The sequence below is a fragment of the Nostoc sp. UIC 10890 genome (assembly GCF_054786515.1).
In genome coordinates this window covers 3,043,943-3,070,190 of record NZ_JBSGKF010000001.1, presented here as the reverse complement: position 1 = coordinate 3,070,190, position 26,248 = coordinate 3,043,943, and the positions used below count along the sequence as shown (strand labels likewise).

General features: G+C 42.5%; 24 protein-coding genes. 7 read left to right on the top strand and 17 right to left on the bottom strand.

Annotation, left to right across the window (positions count from 1 at the left end):
- Window positions 1-27: 27 nt before the first annotated feature.
- Window positions 28-480 carry a DUF3531 family protein gene (locus ACWATR_RS12240; protein WP_435020586.1) on the top strand — a complete coding sequence of 151 codons (453 nt, stop codon included), beginning with the start codon at window positions 28-30 and terminating at the stop codon, window positions 478-480.
- An 8-nt stretch (window positions 481-488) separates the two neighbouring features.
- The gene (locus tag ACWATR_RS12235) at window positions 489-920 is read left to right on the top strand and encodes an NUDIX hydrolase (protein WP_460332576.1); all 432 of its coding nucleotides are present in this window, start codon (window positions 489-491) and stop codon (window positions 918-920) included.
- Window positions 921-1,139: 219 nt separating this feature from the next.
- Here the strand turns inward: ACWATR_RS12235 and cobT are convergent, their stop codons facing one another.
- The 3 genes from cobT to ACWATR_RS12220 all read right to left on the bottom strand — a co-directional run bounded on the left by cobT (window position 1,140) and on the right by ACWATR_RS12220 (window position 4,083).
- On the bottom strand, window positions 1,140-2,312 hold the full coding sequence (cobT, locus tag ACWATR_RS12230) for a nicotinate mononucleotide-dependent phosphoribosyltransferase CobT (protein ID WP_460340370.1): 1,173 nt from the start codon (window positions 2,310-2,312) through the stop codon (window positions 1,140-1,142).
- A gap of 112 nt (window positions 2,313-2,424) precedes the next feature.
- Window positions 2,425-3,165 (bottom strand): DUF2232 domain-containing protein, encoded by a 741-nt coding sequence (locus ACWATR_RS12225; RefSeq protein WP_069070830.1) that lies wholly within the window; start codon window positions 3,163-3,165, stop codon window positions 2,425-2,427.
- A 216-nt stretch (window positions 3,166-3,381) separates the two neighbouring features.
- On the bottom strand, window positions 3,382-4,083 hold the full coding sequence (locus ACWATR_RS12220) for a Crp/Fnr family transcriptional regulator (protein ID WP_012409873.1): 702 nt from the start codon (window positions 4,081-4,083) through the stop codon (window positions 3,382-3,384).
- A gap of 557 nt (window positions 4,084-4,640) precedes the next feature.
- Between ACWATR_RS12220 and ACWATR_RS12215 the strand changes: the two genes are divergently transcribed.
- Window positions 4,641-8,678 (top strand): DUF5585 domain-containing protein, encoded by a 4,038-nt coding sequence (locus tag ACWATR_RS12215; protein WP_460332573.1) that lies wholly within the window; start codon window positions 4,641-4,643, stop codon window positions 8,676-8,678.
- Between the two features lie 489 nt (window positions 8,679-9,167).
- Window positions 9,168-9,821 (top strand): sugar transferase, encoded by a 654-nt coding sequence (locus ACWATR_RS12210; RefSeq protein WP_460332571.1) that lies wholly within the window; start codon window positions 9,168-9,170, stop codon window positions 9,819-9,821.
- A gap of 60 nt (window positions 9,822-9,881) precedes the next feature.
- Here ACWATR_RS12210 and ACWATR_RS12205 read toward each other — a convergent pair whose 3' ends face one another.
- The 12 genes from ACWATR_RS12205 to ACWATR_RS12150 all read right to left on the bottom strand — a co-directional run bounded on the left by ACWATR_RS12205 (window position 9,882) and on the right by ACWATR_RS12150 (window position 20,903).
- On the bottom strand, window positions 9,882-10,718 hold the full coding sequence (locus tag ACWATR_RS12205) for a carbohydrate ABC transporter permease (RefSeq protein ID WP_460332569.1): 837 nt from the start codon (window positions 10,716-10,718) through the stop codon (window positions 9,882-9,884).
- An 86-nt stretch (window positions 10,719-10,804) separates the two neighbouring features.
- On the bottom strand, window positions 10,805-11,230 hold the full coding sequence (locus ACWATR_RS12200) for an HNH endonuclease (RefSeq protein ID WP_460332567.1): 426 nt from the start codon (window positions 11,228-11,230) through the stop codon (window positions 10,805-10,807).
- Window positions 11,227-11,568 (bottom strand): hypothetical protein, encoded by a 342-nt coding sequence (locus ACWATR_RS12195; RefSeq protein ID WP_460332565.1) that lies wholly within the window; start codon window positions 11,566-11,568, stop codon window positions 11,227-11,229. The genes ACWATR_RS12200 and ACWATR_RS12195 overlap by 4 nt, the downstream gene beginning before the upstream one ends.
- Before the next feature lie 101 nt (window positions 11,569-11,669).
- Window positions 11,670-11,948, bottom strand: a complete 279-nt coding sequence (locus ACWATR_RS12190) for a hypothetical protein (RefSeq protein WP_460332563.1) — start codon at window positions 11,946-11,948, stop codon at window positions 11,670-11,672.
- 247 nt (window positions 11,949-12,195) lie between these two features.
- The gene (locus ACWATR_RS12185) at window positions 12,196-13,236 is read right to left on the bottom strand and encodes a catalase family protein (protein WP_460332561.1); all 1,041 of its coding nucleotides are present in this window, start codon (window positions 13,234-13,236) and stop codon (window positions 12,196-12,198) included.
- A 38-nt stretch (window positions 13,237-13,274) separates the two neighbouring features.
- On the bottom strand, window positions 13,275-13,769 hold the full coding sequence (locus ACWATR_RS12180; protein WP_460340367.1) for a 5-formyltetrahydrofolate cyclo-ligase: 495 nt from the start codon (window positions 13,767-13,769) through the stop codon (window positions 13,275-13,277).
- A 67-nt stretch (window positions 13,770-13,836) separates the two neighbouring features.
- Window positions 13,837-15,417 (bottom strand): group II intron reverse transcriptase/maturase, encoded by a 1,581-nt coding sequence (locus ACWATR_RS12175; protein ID WP_460331435.1) that lies wholly within the window; start codon window positions 15,415-15,417, stop codon window positions 13,837-13,839.
- A gap of 734 nt (window positions 15,418-16,151) precedes the next feature.
- Window positions 16,152-17,096 carry a GDP-L-fucose synthase family protein gene (locus ACWATR_RS12170; protein WP_460332559.1) on the bottom strand — a complete coding sequence of 315 codons (945 nt, stop codon included), beginning with the start codon at window positions 17,094-17,096 and terminating at the stop codon, window positions 16,152-16,154.
- Between the two features lie 23 nt (window positions 17,097-17,119).
- Window positions 17,120-18,199 carry a GDP-mannose 4,6-dehydratase gene (gene gmd, locus ACWATR_RS12165; RefSeq protein WP_460332557.1) on the bottom strand — a complete coding sequence of 360 codons (1,080 nt, stop codon included), beginning with the start codon at window positions 18,197-18,199 and terminating at the stop codon, window positions 17,120-17,122.
- 495 nt (window positions 18,200-18,694) lie between these two features.
- A complete protein-coding gene (locus ACWATR_RS12160) occupies window positions 18,695-19,453 on the bottom strand; it encodes an undecaprenyl-phosphate galactose phosphotransferase family protein (protein ID WP_094342755.1) in 759 nt (252 codons plus the stop codon).
- 98 nt (window positions 19,454-19,551) lie between these two features.
- On the bottom strand, window positions 19,552-20,706 hold the full coding sequence (locus ACWATR_RS12155; protein WP_460332555.1) for a glycosyltransferase: 1,155 nt from the start codon (window positions 20,704-20,706) through the stop codon (window positions 19,552-19,554).
- A 74-nt stretch (window positions 20,707-20,780) separates the two neighbouring features.
- Window positions 20,781-20,903 (bottom strand): hypothetical protein, encoded by a 123-nt coding sequence (locus ACWATR_RS12150; RefSeq protein WP_460332553.1) that lies wholly within the window; start codon window positions 20,901-20,903, stop codon window positions 20,781-20,783.
- Window positions 20,904-20,985: 82 nt separating this feature from the next.
- Between ACWATR_RS12150 and ACWATR_RS12145 the strand changes: the two genes are divergently transcribed.
- Window positions 20,986-21,927 (top strand): NAD-dependent epimerase/dehydratase family protein, encoded by a 942-nt coding sequence (locus tag ACWATR_RS12145; RefSeq protein WP_460332551.1) that lies wholly within the window; start codon window positions 20,986-20,988, stop codon window positions 21,925-21,927.
- A gap of 71 nt (window positions 21,928-21,998) precedes the next feature.
- On the opposite strand, the gene ACWATR_RS12140 is transcribed toward ACWATR_RS12145, so the two are convergent.
- Window positions 21,999-22,724, bottom strand: a complete 726-nt coding sequence (locus tag ACWATR_RS12140) for a Uma2 family endonuclease (RefSeq protein WP_460332549.1) — start codon at window positions 22,722-22,724, stop codon at window positions 21,999-22,001.
- A 223-nt stretch (window positions 22,725-22,947) separates the two neighbouring features.
- Between ACWATR_RS12140 and ACWATR_RS12135 the strand changes: the two genes are divergently transcribed.
- Window positions 22,948-23,832, top strand: a complete 885-nt coding sequence (locus ACWATR_RS12135) for an SMP-30/gluconolactonase/LRE family protein (RefSeq protein ID WP_460332547.1) — start codon at window positions 22,948-22,950, stop codon at window positions 23,830-23,832.
- Between the two features lie 289 nt (window positions 23,833-24,121).
- Here the strand turns inward: ACWATR_RS12135 and pgsA are convergent, their stop codons facing one another.
- Window positions 24,122-24,658, bottom strand: coding sequence for a CDP-diacylglycerol--glycerol-3-phosphate 3-phosphatidyltransferase (gene pgsA / locus ACWATR_RS12130; protein ID WP_460332545.1), 537 nt, complete (start codon window positions 24,656-24,658; stop codon window positions 24,122-24,124).
- Between the two features lie 171 nt (window positions 24,659-24,829).
- On the opposite strand from pgsA, the gene ACWATR_RS12125 reads away from it, so the two are divergent.
- Window positions 24,830-26,245 (top strand): aspartate ammonia-lyase, encoded by a 1,416-nt coding sequence (locus ACWATR_RS12125; protein ID WP_460332543.1) that lies wholly within the window; start codon window positions 24,830-24,832, stop codon window positions 26,243-26,245.
- The last annotated feature ends 3 nt before the right edge of the window (window positions 26,246-26,248 follow it).

Genomic DNA, 26,248 nt, shown 5'->3' with positions numbered 1-26,248 from the left:
GAAGAGTAATTGAGAGATTAGACCAAAATGGAGATTCAGTTTCGCGAAATTAATCCTTTTGATATGTGGATTTGGCTAAAATTCAGCACAAATCCTTCTGCGCGTGAAAAGCAATATGTAGAAGAAGTTTTCAATTCCTGGTTTTATCTAGGTAAATTGGGTGCATTTAATGCCGAGAATCTTCAGGTGCAGGACACTGGACTCGATATCAGCTACATGAATTATGATGAACAAGGTTATGACAAAAGTCTGCTAGCACTGATGCATAATATCGGTGAGTTTGAATATGAGGGTCACTGGGGGCGTTGTTGGTTTGACTTAGGAACGAGTGATGCGATCGCTCTAGATATTTTAATCAATGCCCTCACTCAGCTAAGTCAGGAATATGTCACCATTGAAGAATTGTACATCGGCGGCGAAAATCCAGATTGGCCGATTGAGGATAGCGAAAGTCGTCCTCAGTCTATTTACGATAATTAGTTACAAAAATGAATAAAGCAGGTGAAATTCGGGTAATAACCTTGGGACTAATTCGGGATGACGAACGCATATTTCTTTCTGAAGGCTATGATCCCGTCAAGCAAGAAACATTTTATCGTGCTTTGGGCGGTGGGGTTGAATTTGGTGAAACCAGCCACGACGCTTTAAAACGGGAGTTTCAAGAGGAAATTCAGGCAGACTTAACGAATATTAAATATCTAGGTTGTATAGAGAACTTGTTTACATTTAATGGTAGGCAAGGTCATGAAATTATTCAGCTTTATCAATGTGACTTTGCTGATTCAAAATTTTATCAACTGGAAAGTTTAATTTTTTCAGAATCAAAAAATCATAAGCATAGAGCTTTATGGATAGATATCTCTCGCTTTCAATCTGGAGAATTAAGATTAGTACCTGAAGTATTTTTTGAATATTTATAAATAATCAAATTATCTCTGTTTGCACTCTCGTTTGATTGAGTGCATTGCAATACTATTCGGATTTTGCATTTTAAACTTAGAATTTGGTTTGGGAAAAGGTTAAAAGGTTTTTCCTTCCCCTTTTTCCCTTAATGGACAAGTATTGGGGTGCATTGGGGTTGTTAGGGTGCGATCGCTCTCAATAGCAGAAATAATTCAGTATTTTTGTATTTGGAAGTCCTAATGAAATGCTGTACTTAGCCGTTCAAGTTGGGCTTCAATGGCTGCCAAAAGTTGGTGTTGCTGCCAATCTTGGCTAAGATGGGCGGCTATACAAGCTGCTCCAGCACCCATGCCTTCTTTCACAAAGCCCTGCTCATAAGCTCTCAGTTGGGGATAACGAGAATTAGCAAAGCTCAGATAAGTTCCCAATAAAGGAGGGGTTCTTCCACTCTGAGTGAAGCTGCTTTTTCCCAAGTTGAGAGCTAAGTCAACTGTAGCGCCAGTGGGGTCTTCTGCTACCCAGCGGGTTGTGCCCACAACTACTGCTTCTGGTTGCCATGATAAGGCGTAAGCTTGAGCGATCGCACTGATGAGCGCATAAACCGCCAGCATTTGCGTCCCACCAGCAAGCATTACACCACAACTACGACTAGCTGCGATCGCCATCCCAGCTACCACCACTTGCATGGGATCACCTACAGCAGCAACAAGTTGCAAGGGGTTAACAGGGAAAGTAAAATTTTCTCCCCCTGCTCCCTGCTCCCTGCTCCCCTTCATCTTCTCCAACCCAGCTTGCACTAGTGCAAATTTTTGTGCGTGGTTACAAACAGGGTGGCTACTGTTAACTTTTCCGGCAGCATCTATACCTAAACCAGTTAAGATTGCCAGGGCAGTTGTAGTGCCTCCAACGACACACTCACCGAGAATCAGATACCCCTGTTGGATATTGGCAGCAAGGCGTTCTCCCCAAAGTAGCCCTTGTTCAAACAAGTGATGTACCGTTGTGATTTCCATCGCAGCACCTCCACTTAAACACTTAGCAGGAGCGCCACCCAAATCAATTACTGGCACAACAGGAGGCTGAGGTAAACCAGCATTAAATAAATGAACTGGTATCTTTAGTGATTCAAAGACAGCGCGAGAAATCAGCACAGGTGAAGCCCCAGCCGCTAATGGCGGTAAGGGATATTGGGCTTTATGTTCCGGGCCATAATACAAAAATTCGGCATCTGCACAAGCAGTATATTTCCGATCCTCTGGAGTGCGACCAGCCGCCGAAATTCCTGGAATTAAACCAGTTTCAGTAAATCCTAAAACACAAGCAAATACGGGTAGACAGCCACGATACCGTCGTAGCCATTCTTCACCCTGTTCTGTTTGGGTATAAATACGAATTTGGGAATTGGGCATAGGGAATGGCGCATAGGGCATTGGGCATTGGGCATCGGGCATTGCTGATTAGTTAGGACTCATCATTTAACAAATAACAAATGACAAATGACAAATGACAAATGACAAATGACTATACCTCATAATCCATGAGGACTTGTACCCAGCGTGGTGGGCGGGGAATGGGGTTGCCCAGACGGTCAAAAAGGAACCATGCTGCTAGGTGTACCACAAAAAGGTAGATAAAGTTGTTGAGTAGAATTAAAGCGATCGCTCCCACTTGAATCAAAAACACGCTGGGACTCACCAACAAACTCAGCTTCAAAAATACCCACTCAATGAACTCAGTTACTTGGGTAATCACATAAATCCACAGGTCTTCACCCGACAAAATAGACAGCAACCACAGCCGAAAAAAAACTCCCAAAGTACCCAACAGCGTACCCAAGGTGATAGAAACAATCCAGGGAACACGACGACGATACCATGTCGCTCCCAAAAGCACGCCCATGAACCCATAGGGCATGACAAACAGCAAACTGCGGGCTGGCCCCATCAATACTGTCAGCAGTAACCCAGAAGTGAGTGCTGCCATCCAGGCTGCACGTTTGCCCCAACGCAGATAAACTAGAGCGATCGGCACCGGAAAAAATATCCGCAAAACAGGGCCCAAGGGAAAGTAGAAATTAATAAACCAAATTAGGCTAGCGGTACTGGCTAAAAACGCCGTTTCCACCATCCTCAAGGGCGCAACAGCCTTGATTTGAGGAGGCATTAACTGCTGTTCTTTGTCTAACCAATGATTCTGAGGAGTTGGAGATTCAGGCGATGGATCTTTCTCCGGCTCATCTGGCAGAGAATCTAAAATACTCATATCTGACAAGTTCTTAAACTGGGGATTGGGGATTGGGGACTGGTTTTACTGGGGATTGGGAAGATTTATATGGGGATTCATAGCCCAACCAAATCTTACTCATAATTTCTCCCCAGTACCCAGTACCCAGTCCCAGAGCGCCCATTCATCGCCAACTTTTCTTAGCTGTTCGCGTAGCGTCTCGTAGAGAAGTTGAGGAATCTTGGGCGCGATCGGTTAAACTATCATTCTTTCTAAGGCTGACAAATCGGGAATACAAATAGTATCTTGATCCCGTTTAATCAAGCCTTTTTTTTCTAGCCTTGTCAACACTCGTGTTACTGTTTCCCGCGCCAGTCCGCTCAAACTACTCAATTCCCGATGAGGTAAATTGGGTATTTCGGTTCCTGTCTGCCCTTTTTTTCCCTGTCCTTCTGCCAAAAATAGCAATGTATCTGCTACCCGTGATTGGCTATCAGATTCGCGCAACCGCAATCGGCGATTTACTTGCCGCAATCGTCGTGCCATGAGTTGCGCCAATCTAACCCCCGCCAAGGGTTCTATTTGAAGTAATTTGACAAAATCCTGAGCAGGCATACTACCAATTACCGTCGGGGCTAAGGTAATCACATCTGTGGAACGAGGTACTTCATCTAGCGCCGCCATTTCACCAAATAATTCCCCTTTGCCAAGAATATTCAGTGTTACCTCTTTTCCTTCCAGATTGTAGGTGCGAATTTTTACCCATCCATCCATAATAAAATACACAGACCCCCCCCAGTCATTTTCCAGCAAAATTACCTGATTGGCTGGGTGAGTGCGGGTGACAAGATGGATGAGGGCTGATTCCACAGCGGGTTCTGGCAACCCTTGAAAAAAGGGAGCGGAGGTGATCATCCAGGGATTAGCCTGTGCTTGCAAGCTATATCGGTCTTCCATTACCACATTTTTATTGAAGCTGCTATATACACACAACAAACAAGAGCGCCATTTTTAGCCTAAGCCATCATTGCACAGCTCCCTTTCCAAGAGAAAACTAAACTATGCTACATAAGAAAGCGACAAAAACGTTTTTCTAAATAATCTTTACCTATAAGTTTAAACGGGGTAAAAGTTTTGCAAAAAGTAGTTTATAGCCGGCGGTTGTATTGCTTAGGGGCTAGCTGCACTGCAAACTTAATTAGTTAAGAATATAGGCAAACAACATCAATGATACTAAAGGGAGTAAATTATTGCTCAGGTATTTTAGCGATTTCCAAAAATAGGCAACCAATTGACCTGCAAAACTAAGCTTCTCCCACAAACGCTGACTGAATATTGCCACGACTCCCAGTAATCCATAACATAATGACAGTCACAAGTTCAAGTAGTGGCTTTGTCCACTCAAAATTTTTCCTATGGTTGATGCTGCGTATAGCAAGATCCCCATAGGATTACGGTGATTGTAAAGTAATTGTCACATTAGTTGACATAATTTTCTACGTAAGGTGACAAAAGTGACTTCCAGTGCAGATGAAATTCAAAAGTTGATTGCAGACATTGACAACTTGCTTGCCAGCGGTGGCAAGCGCCTGTCTAGATTTCTGTCTGGTCAGGCGCAAGAGCCTAAAGAAGTTTTAGAAAGAATTCGGGACTTCTTGGTGAAGTTGCAAGAAAAAGAAGCATTAGAGAGCGGCATCCCAAATCAGTCTTCTGAAGAATCGCGTTCGCCTTTGTTAACAAAATTTATTGATCGTGATTATAACCAGTATCCACTACCGCAGATTGAACCCAGTCAAGAACAGAATACTGTTGGCGCAGGACAATTAAAAAATGAATTTTCGAGATTGATTCAGCCGTTGCGATCGGAATTAGAATCGCTTTTGCAAGAGCGAGCCACTCTCATACAGGAAATTCGACAGTTAGAACAAAAACGTTTGCAAAACTACTCCCTAGCACAACAGTTGACAAACCAGGAGCAGATGATTACCGAGTTTTTACAGGTACTCATGAGTCGTCTTGTGCCAACTTTAACGCCACTGGTAGGACAGACGGGGGAAAATTCCGCCAGTTCTTCAAGAGCACCTAATCACACAAACTCTGCAAGTCAAACTTTTTTAGAATCACCAGACAGTGTGGAGCGATTAACCCATCTAGCCAGGGAGTTGGATCAACGCCTATTATCCCTAGATGGGACTGTGAATGTAGTCTTTGAGGCACTACAGCGCAACATTAATACTTATTACGAATCCCTGTCGCAAGCATTAGCAAGAATGCATAGCAAGGGGATGCAAGGCGAACAGCTGATGGCCAGCTTTCTCAATAATTTGACCCAGCATTTGCAGCAAGAATCCCCTAGTTCCCAGCCATCTTTCCTGGGGGGAGAATCTGAAACACTATCTTCACCAGCATCATTAGTTGAACCAACTGCGATCGCTGCTGAAGTTGCGCCCCAATCTTTGGAGCTTATACAGCCAGAAACTTCATCTCCACTCATTCTTAATTCTGAGGAACAGGAGACTACCCTCACAGAAGATTTAGATGCAGTGCTGTTGCAGCTTGGTTTAGAATCTTCTGAATCTTCTGAAACCACAACCGAATTACCGCAAGATATTTCTGCATTAATTGGTGATGAAGTAGACCAACTTTACGCTAGTTTATTTGGCGTTGGTGATGTTAGTAATCCAAGCCTCGATATTGCCACAAATGACTTATCTGCTTCTACAGCCTCTCCATCACCGTTGAATATTGCTGAGGCTCCACCTGTTCCTTCAACCGTTGATTCTGCGGTTGTGACACCAGAGACGAGTCTTTCAACCCAAGAGACTTTAAGAGAAACCACAGATTCATCATCAGAGCCACAGGAAGAACTATTTTTTGAAGAGGAGATTGACCTAGACTCGCCTCTTAGCTTCTCTACCCCACAAACAGACAGTTTCCCGGTGCAACTCGACACTCAGCCAGCTAGTGTTGATACAATTAATACCCTAACTGACCTATTGCCTGATACTGATAGTGAGCAACAACTGCTGGAAGTATCATCTTCTGTGGAAGATGCCACAACTACAGCACCAGTTACTCCAGAAGTAACAGAAATTGAGTTGCCAAAGCCTACCGTTAGCTTAGTGTCTGTCTACGACACACCGCGCGATCGCAAAGAAGATATTGCCACATCGGAAGCATTAATTCCCGATGATCAGCCAGAACCTTCTTCAGATAACTACATCGCTGCTTCACCCCAAGAAAACTTGCTTTCTATTGAGTCAAACCAGGCTCCAGCCGTACCTGATATTTCTTTAGATGAAGAACAATTGCAGCAATTAGATCGGGATTTGGCTAATTTTGATCAGCAGCTAAATTCTGAGTCGCAGCCAGCTACTAACCTGGATCTTTTCTCGGAACTACTTGATAACATTCAAGACACAATCCCCACAACTTCCCCTGAAAATCTTCAATTAGTAGAGAATACCTCAACTGCTGCTTTACCCAGTTTGGCAGTTCCCCTGATAGAAACTGAAAAAAAAAAGGAAGTCACAACTCCTGTTCAAGAAACTTCTTTACCATCAATTTCCAACTCCATAAATAATCCAGAAGTTTCGCCCAATGTTCCAGAATCAGTCTGGTATTTAGGAATTGATTTAGGTACAACAGGAATTTCTGCCGCATTGTTAAATCGCTCGACTTTTGTTGTACATCCTATCTATTGGTCAGCAGAAAATCCGCCGGGAACAAGTTCCTTCCAGCAATCGTTTCGTTTACCAACAGAGGTTTATCTGCCTACAGCTTCTATACCTCACGGTGAAAACGAAAGTGTAGAAACACATGAGCAGACGGCACCAGCGGCTGTTGCCCAAGATAAAGTGCCCGATCGCTCGGCCACCACTCCTGCAAGACCGAGAGCAACAGCAGATTCGACGACAAACAATCTCTACTCGGCACAGTTAAAGCCCTATTTACAAGTAGCCATTCCCTACAAGAGTGAACGACAGAAATGGGAACCTGTTTTGCAATTAAATGAATTTTCCGCAGGGCCTTTGATTTGGGTTGTGCGATCGCTCTCTAAGCTACTATTAACCCTCAAATCCGAAAAAACTTGTACTACCCCTAGTTTAATGGCTGCTGCTGTTGGAATCAGCGAACAAAATTTTCCCAAGATTATCAATAATATTGCTGGTGTAATTTGCACCTGTCCATCTAGCTGCTCGGAACAATACCGCTTTAACGTGCGGGAAGCTTTACTCACTAGCAAACTCATTCAACATCCACAGCAAGTCTTTTTTGTCGAAGAAGCGATCGCTAGTTTACTCCCAGAACTCGATGCTGCTAACGGTGAGCAAATAAAATTAAGCGATGCTCAAGGTTCTCATCCAGCCAAAACCAGCGAACATCCCATTGTTGGCAACACCCTTGTGATTAACATTGGAACAACTGCCACAGAAATGTTGCTGGTGAATGTACCAGAAAGCTTGCAGCAATTGACATACAATGATTTCATGCTCCACAGTTTTGCTTATGCTGGCAAGGGAATTGAGCAAGATATTATTTGCCAGCTGCTATTGCCACCGAAATCTCGGCAATCACGCTCAGAAACACCAAGCGATAGCAAAACTACCACGAGTAATCCTTGGCAATGGCAACCCTCAATTCCTGGTTTAGACCAAATGCGTTGGCAGACTTTAGGATTAGAAGAATTAGAACTACCCAGAGTCGGAGAGCCAGATATCACCGCTCGGATTCGCCTCCAGCAGCGTCTAGAAAGTTCTCTACTGGGACAGGCGGTATTAGATGCGGCACTAGCCTTAAAGCTGATTTTGCAACACCAAGACTCTTTTACTCTGGAATTAGCCGATCAACGGTGGATTTTGCAGCGACGAGACTTAGAAAGCCAGGTATTTATCCCTTTTGTGCGCCGCCTGAACCGAGAACTCAACAAGTTATTGGTAGCTCGTGGCATTCCTACAGAATCCATTAATCAAGCGATCCTGACTGGTGGGGTGGCTTGTGTCGGGACGGTGAACCGCTGGCTACGGCAAAAACTCCCCAGTGCCAAGATTATGCAAGATTTATATCTCGGCGAAAACGGCGCTCCTAATTGCAGTCGGGTTGCTTATGGTTTGGCGATGCTGCCTCTGCATCCCCAAATATTAGATATACCCAGGCAACAATACACTGATTATTTCTTGTTTACAGAATTGCTACGGTTGCTACCAGAGCGATCCTTATCTTTCGGTGAAGTTATCCAGTTATTTGAGGGTCGTGGGATTAATACTCGCACTTGTCAGCAACGCCTGCTGGCTTTTTTGGAAGGTGAATTGCCTTCCGGTTTGATACCTTCAGTCACAGAATCAACCTGGCTCACCCAGAGTTCGCAAGAAAATCCTGACTATCAGGCGATCGCCATAGCACCACTTTTTGAAAAACAAGGGAGTCTCACTTATCGTCCCAATTCCCAACAACTGTTGTCTTTACGTCGCTATCTAGATGCAATCAAGGCTAGTAATCAGCAATCACTGGAGGAACCATACACGGTGAATTTTGCCTTAGAGGTTCATTGAAAGCGACGGAAAACTCCATCCTCTTGTGGGTGGATAGGGATAGTCGCCCCATCACTTGGGGTATTGGGCATTGGGCATTAGTAACTTCTTTCCCATGCCCCATTCCCCATTCTCCATGTCCAAAAACTTTATCTCCTTATGGGTGGAGTTTTTCATCAATAATGATATTATTCAAAACTCTAAATGCTTACTGCATAAGCATTTGGAGTTTTGCAAAGTGATACTAGTACTTCAAGAAAGTAACTTTTTGGATGTGTACCGTAGTAGGATCTTTTTTATTGGATGGAAAAAATATTGTAGATTTACAATCTATCACTTTAATTGAAAGATTCTGTAAATTTTGGGTTTTTGGTTTTTTATTAGTTAAAATTTGTGTATATTAACACTCAGTAGTGGCGACAACCAACAGTAGTAAAAATCGCCTAAAAATTATGTCTTATGTCTACACTACTGATGCAAAAATTCCTGTTATAAAATAAGTTAGCCCTCGTGAATAATCTTTATCTTTATTCAGTTAATTGTTCGCAACAGCCTTCACACCCTTCAACTTTAAGTGTGAGAAAACGATTAATTGACATTATCGGAGCCATTGTAGGGCTGATTATTACATTTATGGTAGCAATCCCTGTAGCAATTGCTACCTTTATTCATGAGCCAAGTCCAATATTCTATTCCCAAATTCGGTGTGGTTTAAACGGAAAAACTTTCCGCATTTGGAAATTCCGTTCCATGATCGTCGATGCCGATAAACTCAAGCATTTGGTTGAAAACCAAGCTAAAGGTCACATCTTTAAATCTGTTGACGATCCTCGCATTACTCCTGTGGGTAAATTTTTGCGGCGTACTAGCTTGGACGAGTTACCCCAATTTTGGAATGTTTTGCTAGGGGACATGAGTTTAGTTGGTACTCGTCCACCGACTCTTGATGAAGTTAACCATTACGATCCACACCACTGGGATAGATTGCGAGTCAAACCAGGCATTACCGGAGAATGGCAGGCTAATGGACGTTCCAGCATTACAGACTTTGAAACCATTGTCAAGATGGATATAGATTATCAGCGCAAGTGGTCTGTAACTTATGACCTGAGTCTGATTGTTAAAACTATTTGGGTGGTATTTAAAAAGACTGGTGCTTATTGAATTGGGGATTGGGGATTGGGCAATAATCATATAGTTTTCCTCCCCTGCCCCCTGCCTCCTTCACCCCTTAACGCCGCTACCTGTTTCTGTCGGTACAATGTAACGTTGTAAAAACAGAAATAGTAACAAGACTGGGGCGATCGCAATCACTGAGCCAGCAGCTACCAACCGCCAGTCAAGGGAAAATGTCCCTGCTAGCTTCGCGACACCCAAAGGAAGAGTATATAAACTTTCGTCTTGGATGACAATTAAAGGCCACAAAAAGTCACTCCAAGCACCAATAAATACGAAAATAGCTAAAGTTACTAGTGCAGGGCGAACTGCTGGTAACATAATATGCCACCACAAGCCTAATTCGGAACTGCCGTCCATCCGAGCCGCTTCTTCTATTTCTTTGGGGACACTCATGAAAGCTTGGCGCAACAAAAAAATGCCAAAGGCAGAAGCTAAACTCGGAAAAATCATCCCTAAATAAGTATTTCTCAAACCTAACTGGACTGTCAAAATATAGAGGGGAATCATCACGATTTGGAAGGGAATCATAATCGTAGAGACGATCGCCACGAAAATCCAGTCTCGCCCCACAAACGACAATCTGGCCAACGGATAGGCAGCCAAGGCGCAAAACAGCAGATTTAAGCCCACAGTCAGCACTGACACCAAAGTACTGTTATACAGGTATTGCCCAAAAGGTAGAGAGTTCCACACACTAGAGAAGTTATTTAGTGTCGGTTGACTGGGTAGCAACTGTGGCGGCGACTGAAAAATATTTTCCGTGGGTGATTTCAAGGATGTGCTAATTAGCCATAGTAAAGGAAAGAGCATCAAAAGTGCGATCGCTCCCAACAGCACATACATTAGCAGAATCTGCGATCGTGATTTTTTCCAGTTCAGCATTTGATTAATAACTTTCCCAGTTCTCTAAATATTTATTACAACTTTCTTTATAAAGCTACAACTTGCTTTCAATATTTTGCACTTGCTCAAATATTTGGTGGATGCTCACCCATTTCCACCCACATTTTTCGCACACGAGTTAATTGCAGACGATTCATTTTTAAAGTATAAATTGTTGCTCTACCAATGGTTGTAAGTCCGACAATTTCTGTAGTGTCTTCACTCCAAGTAAAATGGTCTGCCCACAATTGCTGTTGTGGATTAAATAATTTAACCTCATTCTGAGTATTAGGGTCAATTGCTGTTTGGCGAGTTGCTTTATAACGATTACAAGATGGACAAGCCAAGCATAGATTTTCAAATATAGTTTTCCCTCCAGCAGACAAGGGAATGATATGCTCAAATTCAAAGGTAGTGACTGTTAAAGCTTCAGCAGTGCGACAGTAAGCACAACAATCAGCAAAATAATTACGAATTTCCTTTTTTAATTCAACAGGAATGTAAACACTCACGCTAGTTGCTGTTTATTTTGAAAAACATTTAAGGTATATCTAGCTCTAGTTTTAAGAATATTTAATTGGTCAACCTGTGCCAATAATCTGTCTAAGGTTTCAGTTTCGTCATCTGACAAATCATTATCCGAATTTTTAACTAATAATTCCTGTAACTGTATCTGAGCTTTGGGAGATAAATAACTTTCTGCCAATGCTTGCAACTCATCTAGATTTAAACCAATCAATAATTCCGAATCTACAGATAAGTTAGTTAGCTGTTGATAAGTTTCTAAATCTAACAGTACTCCAACTTTTTTTCCCTCTGCGTTAGTGACATACTGAACTGAGTCAGACATGGCTTTACTTGAGAATTTGCTTAATTTTATTCTAACCTATCATTAAAAATCTGGGAAATTCACCTAATTCTGTTATAGAATTTATTCACATATTAATACAATTAAGTCTCTTCACTTTTTGAACTCCCTAATTCTTCCAGAATATCAAAGAAGTCGTTGATTAGTTTTGCGTCATATTCTTTTACATCACTCCATGTTTGACTGTTGTGAATTATATCTTGTGCTTCGAGAAGACAAATACCCAAAGCATTTTTTAAAATTACAATTGATTCGGCTTTTGAATAATTACTCAATCTTAAAAACTTAATAGCAGATTCTTTCTCGGCGGATTCAGTCAACATTTTGTTCAACTTTTCAGTTATTTCATTATCTTTATTCATAATTTTTCCCAAATTTATAAAAGGCATTATGTTGCAGAAATTAAATATTTCTCAGATTCTTGAGCCATTAGTCTCATAAAAACGATCTACAGCAGTTATACAATTAAACCAAGATTACTGACTTATTTTAAAAGTCGGTAATCTTGGTATTTCAATTTTTACTAATTAGATTTAATTGGTAGAAAGTCTGATTTTGTACACACACTTTCCAAACAACCTCTTACAGTTTGAAGCAAATTCACAGTAGTTAATCTTCAACCGCGACATAAGGTTTTGGTTCCCGCGAACGTTGGGCAATTTCTTCTCGTCGATACTTTGCAAGTTCGCTGTAAAGCCTCTTGCGAGAGAGATTCACACTTCCAACAGGCTCATGTTCTAGCAGTGTATGCCAAGGGGAAAATAGCGAACCCTCATCTAAACGTTTGCGTTCTTCAAAGTCAAATTTCTGGCTTGGAATGCGGACAGTTGCAACTTTAATAAATGGTGAATCTGCTTCTTGCCATTCTTTAACATGGTCTTCAATTGGCGTTTTTTCATCGTCTACATAAAACTGAATTAGGAAGTCAAAAGACGCTTCTCGACCTTCTTCAGTCAAATATTTTACCAGCGTTTCTCGAAGGTAATTTTCTGATTCTGGAAGTGTTTCTAGTGGTTGTTCAGGCTGTTGAGGTTTGACAGATAATTTTACAATGCGAGACGCTCCTAACGTCGCTACCGCTTCGCTAACGCCAAACTTAAAGGGAGCCATACTCCAATATTGAATCAAAAGTGGATTTCCTACCTTGTGGCTGCCAATTTTTTGCAAAATAGCAAAGGCGTAACCAAGTTCTTCCAGCCGTTCTGGAGAAAGTTGTCCACTACCTGCTTGAGAAAGATCGGCATAATCACGAACGTCTTTAGTCAAGAAAATCGGATAATTGTTAAGTATAAAATCTTGAGTTTTTTCTTCATCATCCAAGACTTTTTGCCCTTCCACATTCATCACCTTGATGGCGATACCACGAACATCAGGTTGGCTATCGGAGTGGAATTTCCCACGCTTTTGAGGTGAACCACCACTAGAGAAACGAATCCACGCAGGGTAGGTTTGGGGCGTTTTGAACAAACCTACTCTCAGGTCTTCAGGAAGATTGGGTTCAATAATAAACTCTCCCCAAAGGAGCCCATGACTTTTGCTATGAATTTGGCGGAGGTCTGGGCCGTTTTTTTGTTGAGCTTGGAGGCTCGTTGCGATAATATCGTCGATTATTGCTTCTTGCTCAGTGGTAGATGACGTTGGGTTAGTCATAAAACATTTGATGAGATGTCTTCATTATCCTGAATCCTTCAACCTTTTCGAGTCAATCCGGTTTCCGTACAAATAGCTTGTAGTGGTTTATCCCAAGGTTCAATAGGTATTTGGGAGAAATAGGCAAAATCAAAGACAATTCCGATAGTCGGCTTTGTCTGCCACTGCGGTAAACTTAGCAAGCGATCGTAATATCCGCCGCCATAACCCAAACGATATCCTTGATAGTCGCAAGCTACACTGGGGATGAGAATCAAATCTACTTCGGCTGCATCTAAAATTGGAGTGTCGGGGTGTGGTTCAGTAATGCCATAAGCGCCGCTTTGGACAGAATCATTCGGTTTCCAAATATGCCAACACAGGGATTTCTCAACGCAGCGAGGAAATCCCCAACTGTATTTGGTGTTGACAAATAAGAGACTGAGGTCAGGTTCTTGGCGAAAGCTGAAATAAGCGAGTATTGTTTTTGCTTGGGTAAACAAAGTAGAGTTTTGTAAATGAGAGCATAAGCGATGGTTGAGTCGATGGGGGATATTATTCTCCGCACCTCTCGGTTAAATCTGGGCGTGCGACTTTCACCGCACCCAGCTTCCGATGTTCTTAGCTTTCGCTTTTGCTCATGTGTTTGTAATCGTGGCAACTCTCATGAATTGCTTCAAGATTACTTTTCTTCCAGTTGGCGTGGTTTCCGTCGATGTGATGCAGGTGAACCCGTTCCTCATCAATGAACTTCAGACCGCAGGAAGCACATTTATGGCTTTGCTCTTTCATAGTTTTAGAGGTTTTACTGTCGTAGAGCTTGCTATTACGTTCGCTCCAGTAGGTAATGTCTCCGTCATAGGGGGATTTTATTCCTTTAACCATGACGTGACTATTTTCGGAGTAGGAAACATTTGGAAATGCCTTGTCTAGTAATTTCTTGCTAGAGTAGCGGTTTTGATTGGTTTCCTTGTTAAATACCTTGTAAGCTCTTTTTTCGATGTGGTACAAGGAGTTTCTAGAACCGTCCATCTTACAGAACTTATGGTAATTTCTCCAGCCTCTGACTATCGGGGCTAATTTCTCAGCCTTTGTAGTAGCACCATAATTCGAGTTGTTGACGATGTGTTTTACTTTCTTACGAAATGCTTTGAAGTTGTCCAACGAGGGAGTGCTTCTGAGCTTTCCGTTTTTCTGGACTTTGAAGTGCCATCCGAGGAAATCAAACCCATCTGTCGCGGCGGTAACTTTGGTTTTCTTTTGGCTTACATTCATTCCGCGTTTGCGGAGAAACTCGCTGATTCTTTCAAGTATCTCTGTCGCATCATCTTCGGGTCGGAGTATAATAACCATGTCATCCGCGTATCGGATTGATGGCTTGACAATTTTCTTTTCGGAAGTGTTGCCTGTGATACTTTTACCGTATTTGTATTCGGTGTGGTATCTGTGTATATCTTCTATCCCGTTGAGCGCGATGTTAGCTAATAGAGGACTGACCACTCCCCCTTGGGGTGTCCCTTGTTCGGGAAATTCTGGGTTGACTCCAGCCTTGAGGCATCGGAAGATACCGAGTTTTAAGCCTTTGGGGGCAATGAGTTCTTCCATTATTGCTGAGTGATTAATCCTGTCAAAGCATTTTTCGATATCGAGTTCTATAACTCTTTTATCTATTCCGTTGCTTCGTGAGCTTAGGTTATCAAAGATGTATTGTTGTGCATCATGGGCAGAGCGCCCAGTTCTGAACCCGTAGCTTCTGGCATGGAAAGTGGCTTCGTGTGCTGGTTCTAGTGCGTATTTTGCGAGGCATTGCCAAGCTCTATCTGCGATGGTTGGTATCTTAAGCATTCTGGTAGTCCCGTCCTTTTTGGGGATGGGGATTTCCCGTAGCCCTTGATGCTTCCAATTTCCACTATTCATTTTCAGTAGTTCTTCGAGGTTGAAGCGTTCTTCAAATGGGAGGGATTTTTTGCCATCAATACCCGCCGTCTTTTTGCCAGCATTTAGCTGAGATACAAGTCTAATTGCAAGAAATCGAGCCGAGGTTGATTTTAGAATAAGCCTTTGGAGTAACCGAGCTTTCCGTTTGTCTCCAACTTGAACAGCTTTGTACACGCGCTTTTGAAGGCGGAAAAGGTTACGGCGGAATTTCTTCCACGGTAAGGCTCTCCAAGATTCACTAGTATGTCTACTGCGTCTAATCATTTTCTCTTCTCTGGTTTGTGTATTCTGAACACCTCAGACCAATTACGGTCTGTCCTACCCGACTTGTGAGAGTTCCGCTTCTCGTCTAGCCTACCTGGGGTTCGACTGCCCCAAGACTCACAAATCGTTTTTATTCGTTCCCTCGGTGAGATTGATTGTTCCGTTAGGCGTGGTCAATTCAACTACTGGATTCCCTTGACTCTTACCGTTATTAAAGGCGATATGCGGCGGGAATTGTTTCTCCAGTGAAGTCAGGGGTTTTTATGTTGCGCCCTGCTTGAAAATAAGTTGCTTTTCTAGACCCGGTTTCGCCGTAGGAACTCCCTGTTAGCGCCAGTGTCAACCCGCAACGGCTGTCTGATTGCGCCCTGTTCCCAGCTTCACTCTACAAGAACCGAGCTTGTTCGGTGTGGGCAGATAAGGAGTCAATTCTGAGTCTGAATGGTAGGACTTTCACCTACATCTGACCGAGAGTTCAGCCCTTAATGACAGTAATCTGCTGTCGGGCTGGATTAGCTATTTACGGGATGATTACCGTGATTCACTAATCAACGAATCGCACCGCTTTTTTCTCTCCATTCTCCAATGGACATTGATTGACGTGTTTTTAGCAGAGTGCGACGCAGTTCTGCTTTATTTAGTTGATGATTAACTTTGTCCATAAAATTTATATCGCCAAAAAAATAAGCTGGACATTGCCCAGCTTGTATCACTCTACATTCAGCAGTACATAGTTATACAGCGTGTTGACGATACCACTCAATGGTATTCTTTAGTCCTTCCTCAAAGCTTACTTGAGCCGTGAAATTAAAGGCTTGCTTGGCCCGTTCAGTATCTAAACAGCGGCGGGGTTGACCATTAGGCTTGTCAGTTTGCCACACAATTTCCCCCTTAAACTCCATCAATTCGCAGATTAGAGTTACTAAATCCAGGATGGAGATTTCATAACCGGTTCCCAAGTTAACTGGTTCAGATTCGTTATAGAATTGAGTCCCCATCACAATCCCTCGCGCTGCATCTTCTGAATACAGAAACTCACGGGTGGGACTACCATCACCCCAAACAGGGAGTTGTTTTTCCGCGTTAATTTGGGCTTCGTGAACTTTACGAACTAATGCTGGAATAACGTGGGAACTTCCTGTGTCAAAGTTATCTTCTGGGCCATATAAATTGACTGGTAGTAGATAAATCCCATTAAAACCGTACTGCTGACGGTAAGATTGCAATTGAACTAAAAGTGCTTTTTTTGCAATTCCGTAAGGGGCGTTGGTTTCCTCTGGGTAGCCATTCCAAAGATCATCTTCTTTGAATGGTACTGGAGTGAATTTAGGATAGGCGCAGATTGTGCCAACACAAACAAATTTTTCTACTCCAGCTTGATAGGCAGCGTGAATTAGCTGGGTTCCCATGATCAAGTTATCGTAGAACAACTCTGCGGGTTTTTCGCGGTTCAGACCGATGCCACCGACATGAGCTGCTAGATGGATGATTATGTCTTGCTGGTCAACTGCACGTTGGCTATTTTCCCAGACACGTAGATCGGAATCGTGCGATCGCGGTATTGTAATTTTCTCGCGATCAGCCCCTGCTTTACACAGTTGATCTATCACCTGACGACCTAGAAACCCCGACCCACCAGTGACGAGAATGCGTTTATTTTTTAGTTCTAAGGCTGTCATATTTTTATCCTCTGTGATGCGAATCAGAAGTGCAAAGCGCCCAGTGTTTGACGAATAGTCGCAATATCATCTGGAAATTGAGAACCATTTCCATTGGGTGAAGTGTGACCCAATGCTTGTAAGTCTGCTTCTACCATTAGGGAAACTAGTTCTTCAAAGGTTACTGATGGTGTCCAGCCCAACTTTTGCCGTGCTTTGGTAGAATCGCCAATCAACAACTCTACCTCAGATGGACGGAGGTAACGCTCATCAAACTCTACATAATCTTGCCAATTGAGATTCACATAACTAAATGCCAGTTCCAAAAACTCTCGCACTGAGTGGGTTTCACCAGTAGAAATTACGTAATCGTCTGGCTGGTCTTTCTGCAACATCAACCACATTGCTTTGACGTAATCCTTTGCATAACCCCAATCTCGCTTGGCATCTAGATTACCCATGTAAATCTTTTTCTGCTTACCAGCAACGATACCTGCCACTGCTCTAGTAATTTTGCGGGTTACAAAGGTTTCACCCCGGCGTGGTGACTCGTGGTTAAAAAGTATGCCGTTACAAGCAAACAAATTATAAGATTCACGATAATTTACAGTTTGCCAATGAGCGTAAACTTTCGCACAGGCATAGGGACTGCGGGGATAAAAGGGCGTTGTCTCAGTTTGAGGTATTGCTTGTACTAAACCGTACATTTCTGAAGAACCCGCCTGGTAAAATCGCACCTGAATTCCGGTACGATGTTGGTAGTCTCGAATTGCTTCCAACAGACGCAATGTTCCCATTCCTACAGCATCCACTGTGTATTCTGGTGAATCAAAGCTGACCCTGACATGGGATTGAGCGCCGAGGTTGTAAATTTCTACTGGTTTGACTTCTTCTAAAATGCGCCGCAACGTCGTGCCGTCTGTCAAGTCACCGTAGTGAAGAAACAACCGTACTCCCTCTTTGTGGGGGTCTTCGTAAATGTGATCGATGCGGTCTGTGTTGAAGGTAGAAGTCCGGCGAATGATGCCATGAACCTCATAACCTTGTTCCAGTAAAAACTCACTTAGATATGAACCATCTTGTCCAGTAATACCAGTAATCAACGCTCGCTTCTGTTGCGTCATGCTCAATTATCCCTTATTGTCTTTGATTAAAAAGTTACAGCCAATCTGATACAACCTAGCAACTAATTGCTGAATTGCCTAATGGGAAACCTACGAGTTCTTGTTGTTAGAAGACTTTTTCCGTAAATAAATATACTTAATAAAAAATAATTTAACACGTAAGCTAAGTACTAAATAGCTCAGTATTTTTGAAGTATGTATATTTCTTCTTGTACCAGATAGATCAAGATTATTTTTATGTAAGTTGTTTTTTTGTCAAAACTTCATATATCTCTAGTTTTGTGAAGAATTAATAAAATAGGCATATTAAATTTAGACTTCTGGCAAAAAGGCGAATCAGGGCAAAATAGCTAAAGATTCACACTTAGAGAAGTCCGAGTTAAGTATAAAAGCACAAATTTATAGAAAGCAAAGATAAGCAATTCTTTAGTCTTAGGATAAGAATCGGTACTTAGGGGCATTAACTGCCCCACAGAATCCGCCCTAAGTAGTTACTCAGTATGCCCCGTTATTTTTGGGTAGAATTACCACGTCAACAGTTTTCAAGATGATCCATAAATCAAGCCAGAAATTCCTAAATTTGACATAATGCAGGTCTATTTGGACTCTCCGAGGGTAGGGAATGTCATTACGCCCAGATACCTGCCACAAACCAGTAATTCCTGGACGGATTGTTAAAATCTCGTCAATGTGACAACCGTATTTTGGCAGTTCTTCTGCTACCAAAGGTCGGGGACCGACTACGCTCATGTCCCCTTTTAAAACGTTCCAGAACTGGGGAAATTCGTCTAAGCTAGTAATTCGCAAAAATCGACCAATTTTGGTAATTCGGGGGTCTTGTTTTAGCTTAAAACTGCTCTCAAATTCTTGTCGCAACTCAGGCGATGTTTCCATCATTTGCATGAGGATTTCGTCTGCATTGCTTACCATTGTTCGGAATTTAATACAATTAAACGCTTTGTAATTTTTCCCTACCCGTTCCTGGACATAAAAAATTGGACCTTCTGAACTGAAGGCAATCAGCAAGGTCAAAATTAAGTAGACGGGGAAGAACAAAATTAACACCGACAGCGAAAACACTATATCGAACAGTCGTTTGGCAAACTCTCCGTTTAAACCCTGAAAAGATAAACCTTTGGGTTTAACTTTTGGCGTCTTTGTTTTTTGACCGCGTTTTAAGAAAGTACGCGTAGACGCTCTAGTGTCTTGCCGTACGCCTCGCTTGCCGGAGAGGAGTGAGCTCTGGGCAGTCATCATACTCCTTAATAATCCACACCACACATAGTCCCAATATTAAAGCCAAAATGATCTGCTTCTGGGGGAAATTGCCAAAAGCCTAAAAAAATAAGACATTAACCAAGACCATTATTCTGAAAACGGTCTTTTTCGTTGCACTTGTTTACAAAATCTAGATAACGATTTGCAAAGATTTGCGGTGAAAACTGCGCGGCGTGCGATCGCATATACTCAGAACTGAACGAACCCTCATACACTTCAAACTTTTCTACTGCCTCTACCAAAGCCGCCTCTGTTTGCGTCCTGAAAAATAGACCTGTCCCTGTATCCGCACAAGAGCGGATGTCTCGCACTGTTTCTAGAGCACCCCCTGCACCATAGGCAATTACTGGCGTGCCGCAGGCCTGTGCTTCCACTAGGGCGATACCAAAATCTTCACAAGCTGCATACACAAACGCCTTAGCCCTAGACATATATTTTTTTACCACATTATCGGGTTGCCAACCGAGTATTTGGATATTCGAGTTTGCCATCTCGCGAATCTTGTTCATTTCATCTCCTGTACCAATGACTACTAATGGTCGTTTTAGTTGATTAAAAGCGTTGACAATCAACGATATTTGCTTGTAACTCACTAATCGGGAAACTGTCAGGTAAAAGTCCTCTTTCTCAGACAAAAACGGAAATTCGGCAATATTCACTGGTGGGTAAATGACTGTTGCTTCTCGTCGATAGCAACGCCAAATCCGCCGAGCTGTATGCTGCGAGTTGGCAATGAAGTAATCAACGCGATTGGCACTCAATACATCCCATTGGCGTAAACGATGTAATAAATATCGCGTCACCCACCCAGGTAAACCACTACCCAGTTTGCTGTGGCGCAGATAATCAAAGGTCAAGTCCCAGGCATAGCGCATAGGGCTGTGACAGTAGCAAATATGCATCTGTTCGGGAGTGGTAAGAATTCCTTTGGCAACAGCGTGCGATGAAGACAGAATTACGTCATAATGCCGCAAATCAAGTTGTTCAATTGCCAAAGGCCACAAAGGTAAGTATTTTTGTATACCGTTGCTGGCATAGGGAAAGTTCTGGAGAAACGTCTTGCCAATCTGACGCTTGTATAAATAACTTTCTCTGTTGCTAGATTCAAAATCTATTAGGGCATACAAATCAGCATCAATGTGATTCAAAATTTCTCGGACAACGAGTTCTGAACCACCGGTGGCTTTAGGTGTCAGCCACTCATGAACCAGAGCATATTTCAAGGGCACAGCTAACTTGAATAAATGGAAAATACAAAGGACAACTTGATGACGTTAACTGAAAAGTTTCCCCTTGTGATTAATTAACGGGAAGCGCCCCAGATTAGCACATAAGACGGAATCTTTCCCAGAGAGGTTCCAGATGGATGCTGCAACCTGATAATCTCAGATTGGGCATGGGGCATTGGGCATGGGGCATTGGGCATTAGTTATTTCTTTTTGTCTCCCTAATTCCAAGTCCCCAGCCCCTACTCCCTCGATGAAAACTGATATAGAAAGGGTGAATTTATGCGAATTTTGATTATGGGTGGTACTCGGTTCATTGGTGTTTATTTGACTCAATTACTGGTGGAACAAGGACATGAGGTGGTGCTGTTCAATCGTGGGAATCGGCCAGCACCACCTTCTTTAGAGGGAGTAGGACAAATTATAGGCGATCGCACAGATGCTACTCAATTAAAAGCAAAGTTATCACAAGAAAACTTTGATGTCATTTTTGACAATAACGGGCGCGAACTTACTGATACTCAACCACTTGCAGAAATTTTTAAAGACCGAGTGCAACATTTTGTGTATATGAGTTCTGCGGGGGTTTATCTCAAATCTGACCAACTGCCCCACATAGAAGGTGATGCTGTAGATCCCAAAAGTCGCCATAAGGGTAAACATGAAACTGAAGCTTATTTGACTCAATTGGGATTGCCCTTTACTTCTATTCGTCCTACTTATATTTACGGGCCCCGTAATTATAATGAGTTGGAAGGCTGGTTTTTTGACAGAATTGTGCGCGATCGCCCCATTCCTATCCCCGGAAATGGTTTGCATATCACTCAACTGGGACATGTAAAGGACTTGGCACAAGCAATGACTAAGATTTTGGGCAATAAACAAGCCATAGGACAGATTTATAATATCTCAGGCGATCGCTTTGTCACTTTTGATGGTTTAGCCCGTGCTAGCGCTGTAGCGGCTGGCAAATCACCCGATGCTGTAAAAATCGTCCACTACGACCCGAAAAAGTTTGATTTCGGCAAACGCAAAGCTTTTCCGATGCGCGTGCAGCATTTCTTTGCTTCGGTGAATAAAGCGCAAACAGAATTAGACTGGCATCCTGAATATGATTTAATTTCTGGTTTACAAGACTCTCTGGAAAATGATTATTTGGCTAATGCAAAAGATAAAGCTGATGTTGATTTTTCTGTAGATGAGGAGATTTTACAAGCGTTGTGAGCTAGCTGTGCAGTAGCCAGGGCGAATTTTATTCGCCCATTTCGCTTAAGTTGACTGATGCGATCGCATTTTCATAACTCATCAGGGTTAACGCCTAACTCTCGCAGTTGTGCTGCTAATCTGTTAGCACGTTGACTTTCTCGTTCTAGCGGCGTGGGAAGCCAATTCCCGGATGCATCATACCAACGTAGCCACAATCGCTCAATTCCTTGATAAGAACCTTGCCAAAGTCCTAAACCTAGTTCCAAACCCGGCATCCACACCCGTGGAGTATTCAAGTCTAATTCGCTGTAGCGGTCTGCAACTAATTGGAATACTTGGAGTTTGTCAGTGTAGCGGTCAAACACAATGTAGTAAGGAACTCGCAAAATCCGCTCATAAACTTCCCATTTGGTCGGCGGTTGGTTAATCTCCCGCAGAGTTTGTCCTAAGTCTTCTTTTTCAGTGCCAGGAGAAAGCAATTCTATCACTACAAAAGGAGCAACCCCTTCTTGCCAGATAACATAACTCAGACGCAAGTTTTGCTGTTCGTAGAGACGCGAAACTCCCACAGCAGCAAACCAGTCTGGGCGTTTGTACCACAGTGTATGCCGGAGGTCATAGTAAAGGTTTAAGTCACTGGCAACAAATACTTCCTCTGCTGGATAGTTAGGTGGACAGAAGGTTTCGCGCAGAAGTTGGGGCTGAAAAAGGTGAAATTCGTCAGGCAAACCAGAGTCCTCCGGGTATTCACTGGGAAGATCATACATGGTTGGTAGGACTTCTTTGGGAGAGAGAGGCGGGTCTGTTTGATACATAACGGGAATCTTGACCGACTAATTTTAAGTTAACGGATCGCAGTAAAGGTTGAGTCAAAATTAAAAATATTTTCTTCTACCTGGGGAAGACGCGATAAATTGCGTCTTTAGTCTTTACTGAAACAGGAATGAAAATTTTCTTTATTAGTCAGGCAAACGTTTTTTAAAATTGCCTGAAGGCTACTGAAACTAGTTTCTGTAAATACTATTGTTGGTTGATCAAATGAGCCAGGTTTTGCAATATCCACTCCACAATGTTCTAGAGTCTCGTGCCCGCTTGGGTGAAGGCCCCATCTGGGATTCTACCCAAAACCTACTGTACTGGATCGATATTTACAACCATCGTGTACATCAGTTCAATCCGGCTACGGGGAAAGACTTGTTTTTTAATGTGGGAGATGTCGTAGGTGCGATCGCAACAGCAGGTAAAGATAGATTAATTATGGCACTGCGTCATCACTTGGCATTTCTCAATACCAAAACAGGTGAAGTTACTCCTATTTTGGAGATTGAAGGAAATCTGTCAGATAACCGTCTCAATGATGGCAAATGTGACCCTCAAGGTCGCTTTTGGATTGGCTCAATGTCTTCTTTAGAAAAACCCCACGCTAGCCTCTATCGCTATGATCGTGACGGTTCATTGCATGTGATGGAAACGGGATTGACTATCTCTAATGGTCTGGGGTGGAGTCCCGATCAAAAAACGTTTTATTTGAGTGATTCTCCTCAACAAAAAATATATGCTTATGACTTTGATTCAGTAACAGGTAGCATTATTAATCGCCGGATTTTTGTTGATTTAACTCATGAATCTTTCTACCCAGATGGGTTAACGATAGATAGTCAAGGAAATATTTGGTCAGCTATGTGGGATGGCTGGTGTGTGATTCGTTTCAACCCCAAGGGTGAAGAGATATTACGGATAAAACTACCTGTTCCACTCGTAACGAGTTGCACCTTTGGCGGCGAAGATTTGCAAACACTCTACATTACTACTGCTTCAGTTGGACTTAGCCAAGGGGAGATAGAAAAAAGTTTCTACTCAGGTGATTTGTTTGCTCTCCAAACTGATGTTAGCGGATTACCTAGCTATGATTTTGAGAAATAAAGTACTATCGGACTCATATTTGATTTCTGAAAAAACTCAGTACAACTAAGAAGCCTTCTTGACTGTTGCCTATTGCCTGTCTACACAAATTCGTTCAGAAATCAAAGCGGATTCTTATATCTGTGTGCAAGGTAAGTGGATTGAGGGTTTAAGTTTAAACGCAAAGGGGCGCAGAGTATAGCGCAGAGGAACGCAAAGTTTTTTTGAGTCTATTCACTACGAATTTAGGCAAAGTTTTAATCAGGGACTTTTAAATAATAAACATCAGTTCCATACAGTTTTTTTTGAGTCACTTTGTACCTAACGGTGTATTTTCACTAGTTGGGTTTTGTGGTATCAAATAAATTGCTCCAGAGATTAAAGTTAAGGCGACAGAAACCCAAAAAGCAATCACAGAGGGAGTTTGCCATACTTCAGGTAGGGGTGCAATCAGAAGTGCGATCGCAACTATTTGACTAACCGTTTTGAGTTTACCCCAAATATTCGCCCCGGTAATTGTCGTTTGATTCACTCGCCAACCAGCGATCGCTAATTCTCGCGCTAAAATCAAAAACACTCCCCAAGCTGGCACTTTTCCTAGTTCAATTAACACCATTAACGGCGCAAGTACCAAAAATTTATCCACTAAGGGGTCAAGAAATTTACCCAACTCACTAACTTGGTTGAGTTTCCGCGCCAAATAGCCATCTAACCAATCAGTTAACGCAGCGACGATAAAAATCGCCAAACATATCCATCTAGCTTGTGCTGTGGAGTTGTACAAGCCATAAAGCAGAAATGGTACACCCAGAAGGCGAGAGAAAGTAATCCAGTTGGGTATGGTCATAATAATTCGTAATTCGTAATTCGTAATTCGTAATTCATAAATAAAACTTCAAAATTAACAACTGTAAAGCAACAAGCAGCCAAGCAAATATGCAAAATATATGCAGATTAGTGTATCTGAGTGTACCTGCGTGGGAAAATCTGTTTTCTGTAACTCTTTTAAAAGAATACTATGACTGAACACACAGAATTCCGCATCGAACACGATTCGATGGGCGATCGCCAAATTGCTAGTAGCGTTTATTACGGCATTCAAACTTTACGAGCTATCGAAAACTTTCCCATTAGCGGCATCAAGCCTTTACCTACTTACGTAGATGCTGGATTGATAATTAAAAAAGCTACAGCAATTGTCAATGGAGAACTAAATTGCATTCCCCAAGATATTAGTCAGGCGATTGTCCAAGCAGCTGATGAAATCTTAGCTGGGGAATTCCGCGATCAATTTGTTGTGGATGTTTATCAGGCGGGTGCTGGAACATCCCACCACATGAATATCAACGAAGTTTTGGCAAATCGCGCCTTGGAAATTCTTGGTGAAGAAAAGGGCAATTACAAACGTGTTAGTCCTAATGACCACGTTAATTATGGACAATCTACCAATGATGTGATTCCGACTGCAATTCGGATTGGTGGATTATTGGCATTATCTAAGACATTACACCCAGCAATAGATGGTGCGATCGCATCTTTAGAAAACAAAGCTGTGGAATTTCAAGATATCGTCAAATCTGGCAGAACCCACTTACAAGATGCTGTACCCGTGCGTTTGGGTGAAAATTTCCGGGCTTGGGCGCAAATCCTTACAGAACATCAAAACCGAATTTACACTGCCTCTGGCGATTTGATGGTGCTGGGTTTGGGAGGTAGTGCAGCCGGAACGGGGTTAAACACTCATCCTCTGTATCGCGCCCGTGTGGTAGAAGTTCTCTCAGAATTGATTGATACTCCTTTAGAACCTTCACCGCATCTCATGGCAGCTATGCAGAGTATGGCGCCATTTGTGAATGTTTCTGGTGCTTTACGGAACTTAGCACAGGATTTAGTCAAAATATCTCACGATTTGCGGCTGATGGATTCGGGGCCAAAAACTGGTTTGAAAGAAATTCAACTGCCCCCAGTGCAACCAGGTTCCTCAATTATGCCAGGGAAATATAACCCAGTGATGGCAGAGATGACATCAATGGTGTGCTTTCAGGTGATGGGTTACGATAGTGCGATCGCTTTAGCCGCCCAAGCTGGACAATTAGAATTAAATGTGATGATGCCGTTGATTGCTTATAACTTGATTCACAGCATCGAAATTCTGGGTAATACCATCGCTGCACTTACAGAACGTTGCATTGAAGGAATCACAGCAAACCAGGAACGTTGTTTAGCTTATGCTGAAGGCAGTTTAGCTTTAGTAACCGCACTGAATACCCACATCGGTTATTTAAACGCCGCAGCTGTCGCCAAAGAATCTTTAGAAACTGGTAAATCTTTACGGCAGATTGTCTTAGAACGCGGGTTGATGAGTGAAACAGATTTAGCCACAGTGTTAAATCTAGAACAAATGAGTGGTATCTTAGCGCTCAAAACAGAATAATAG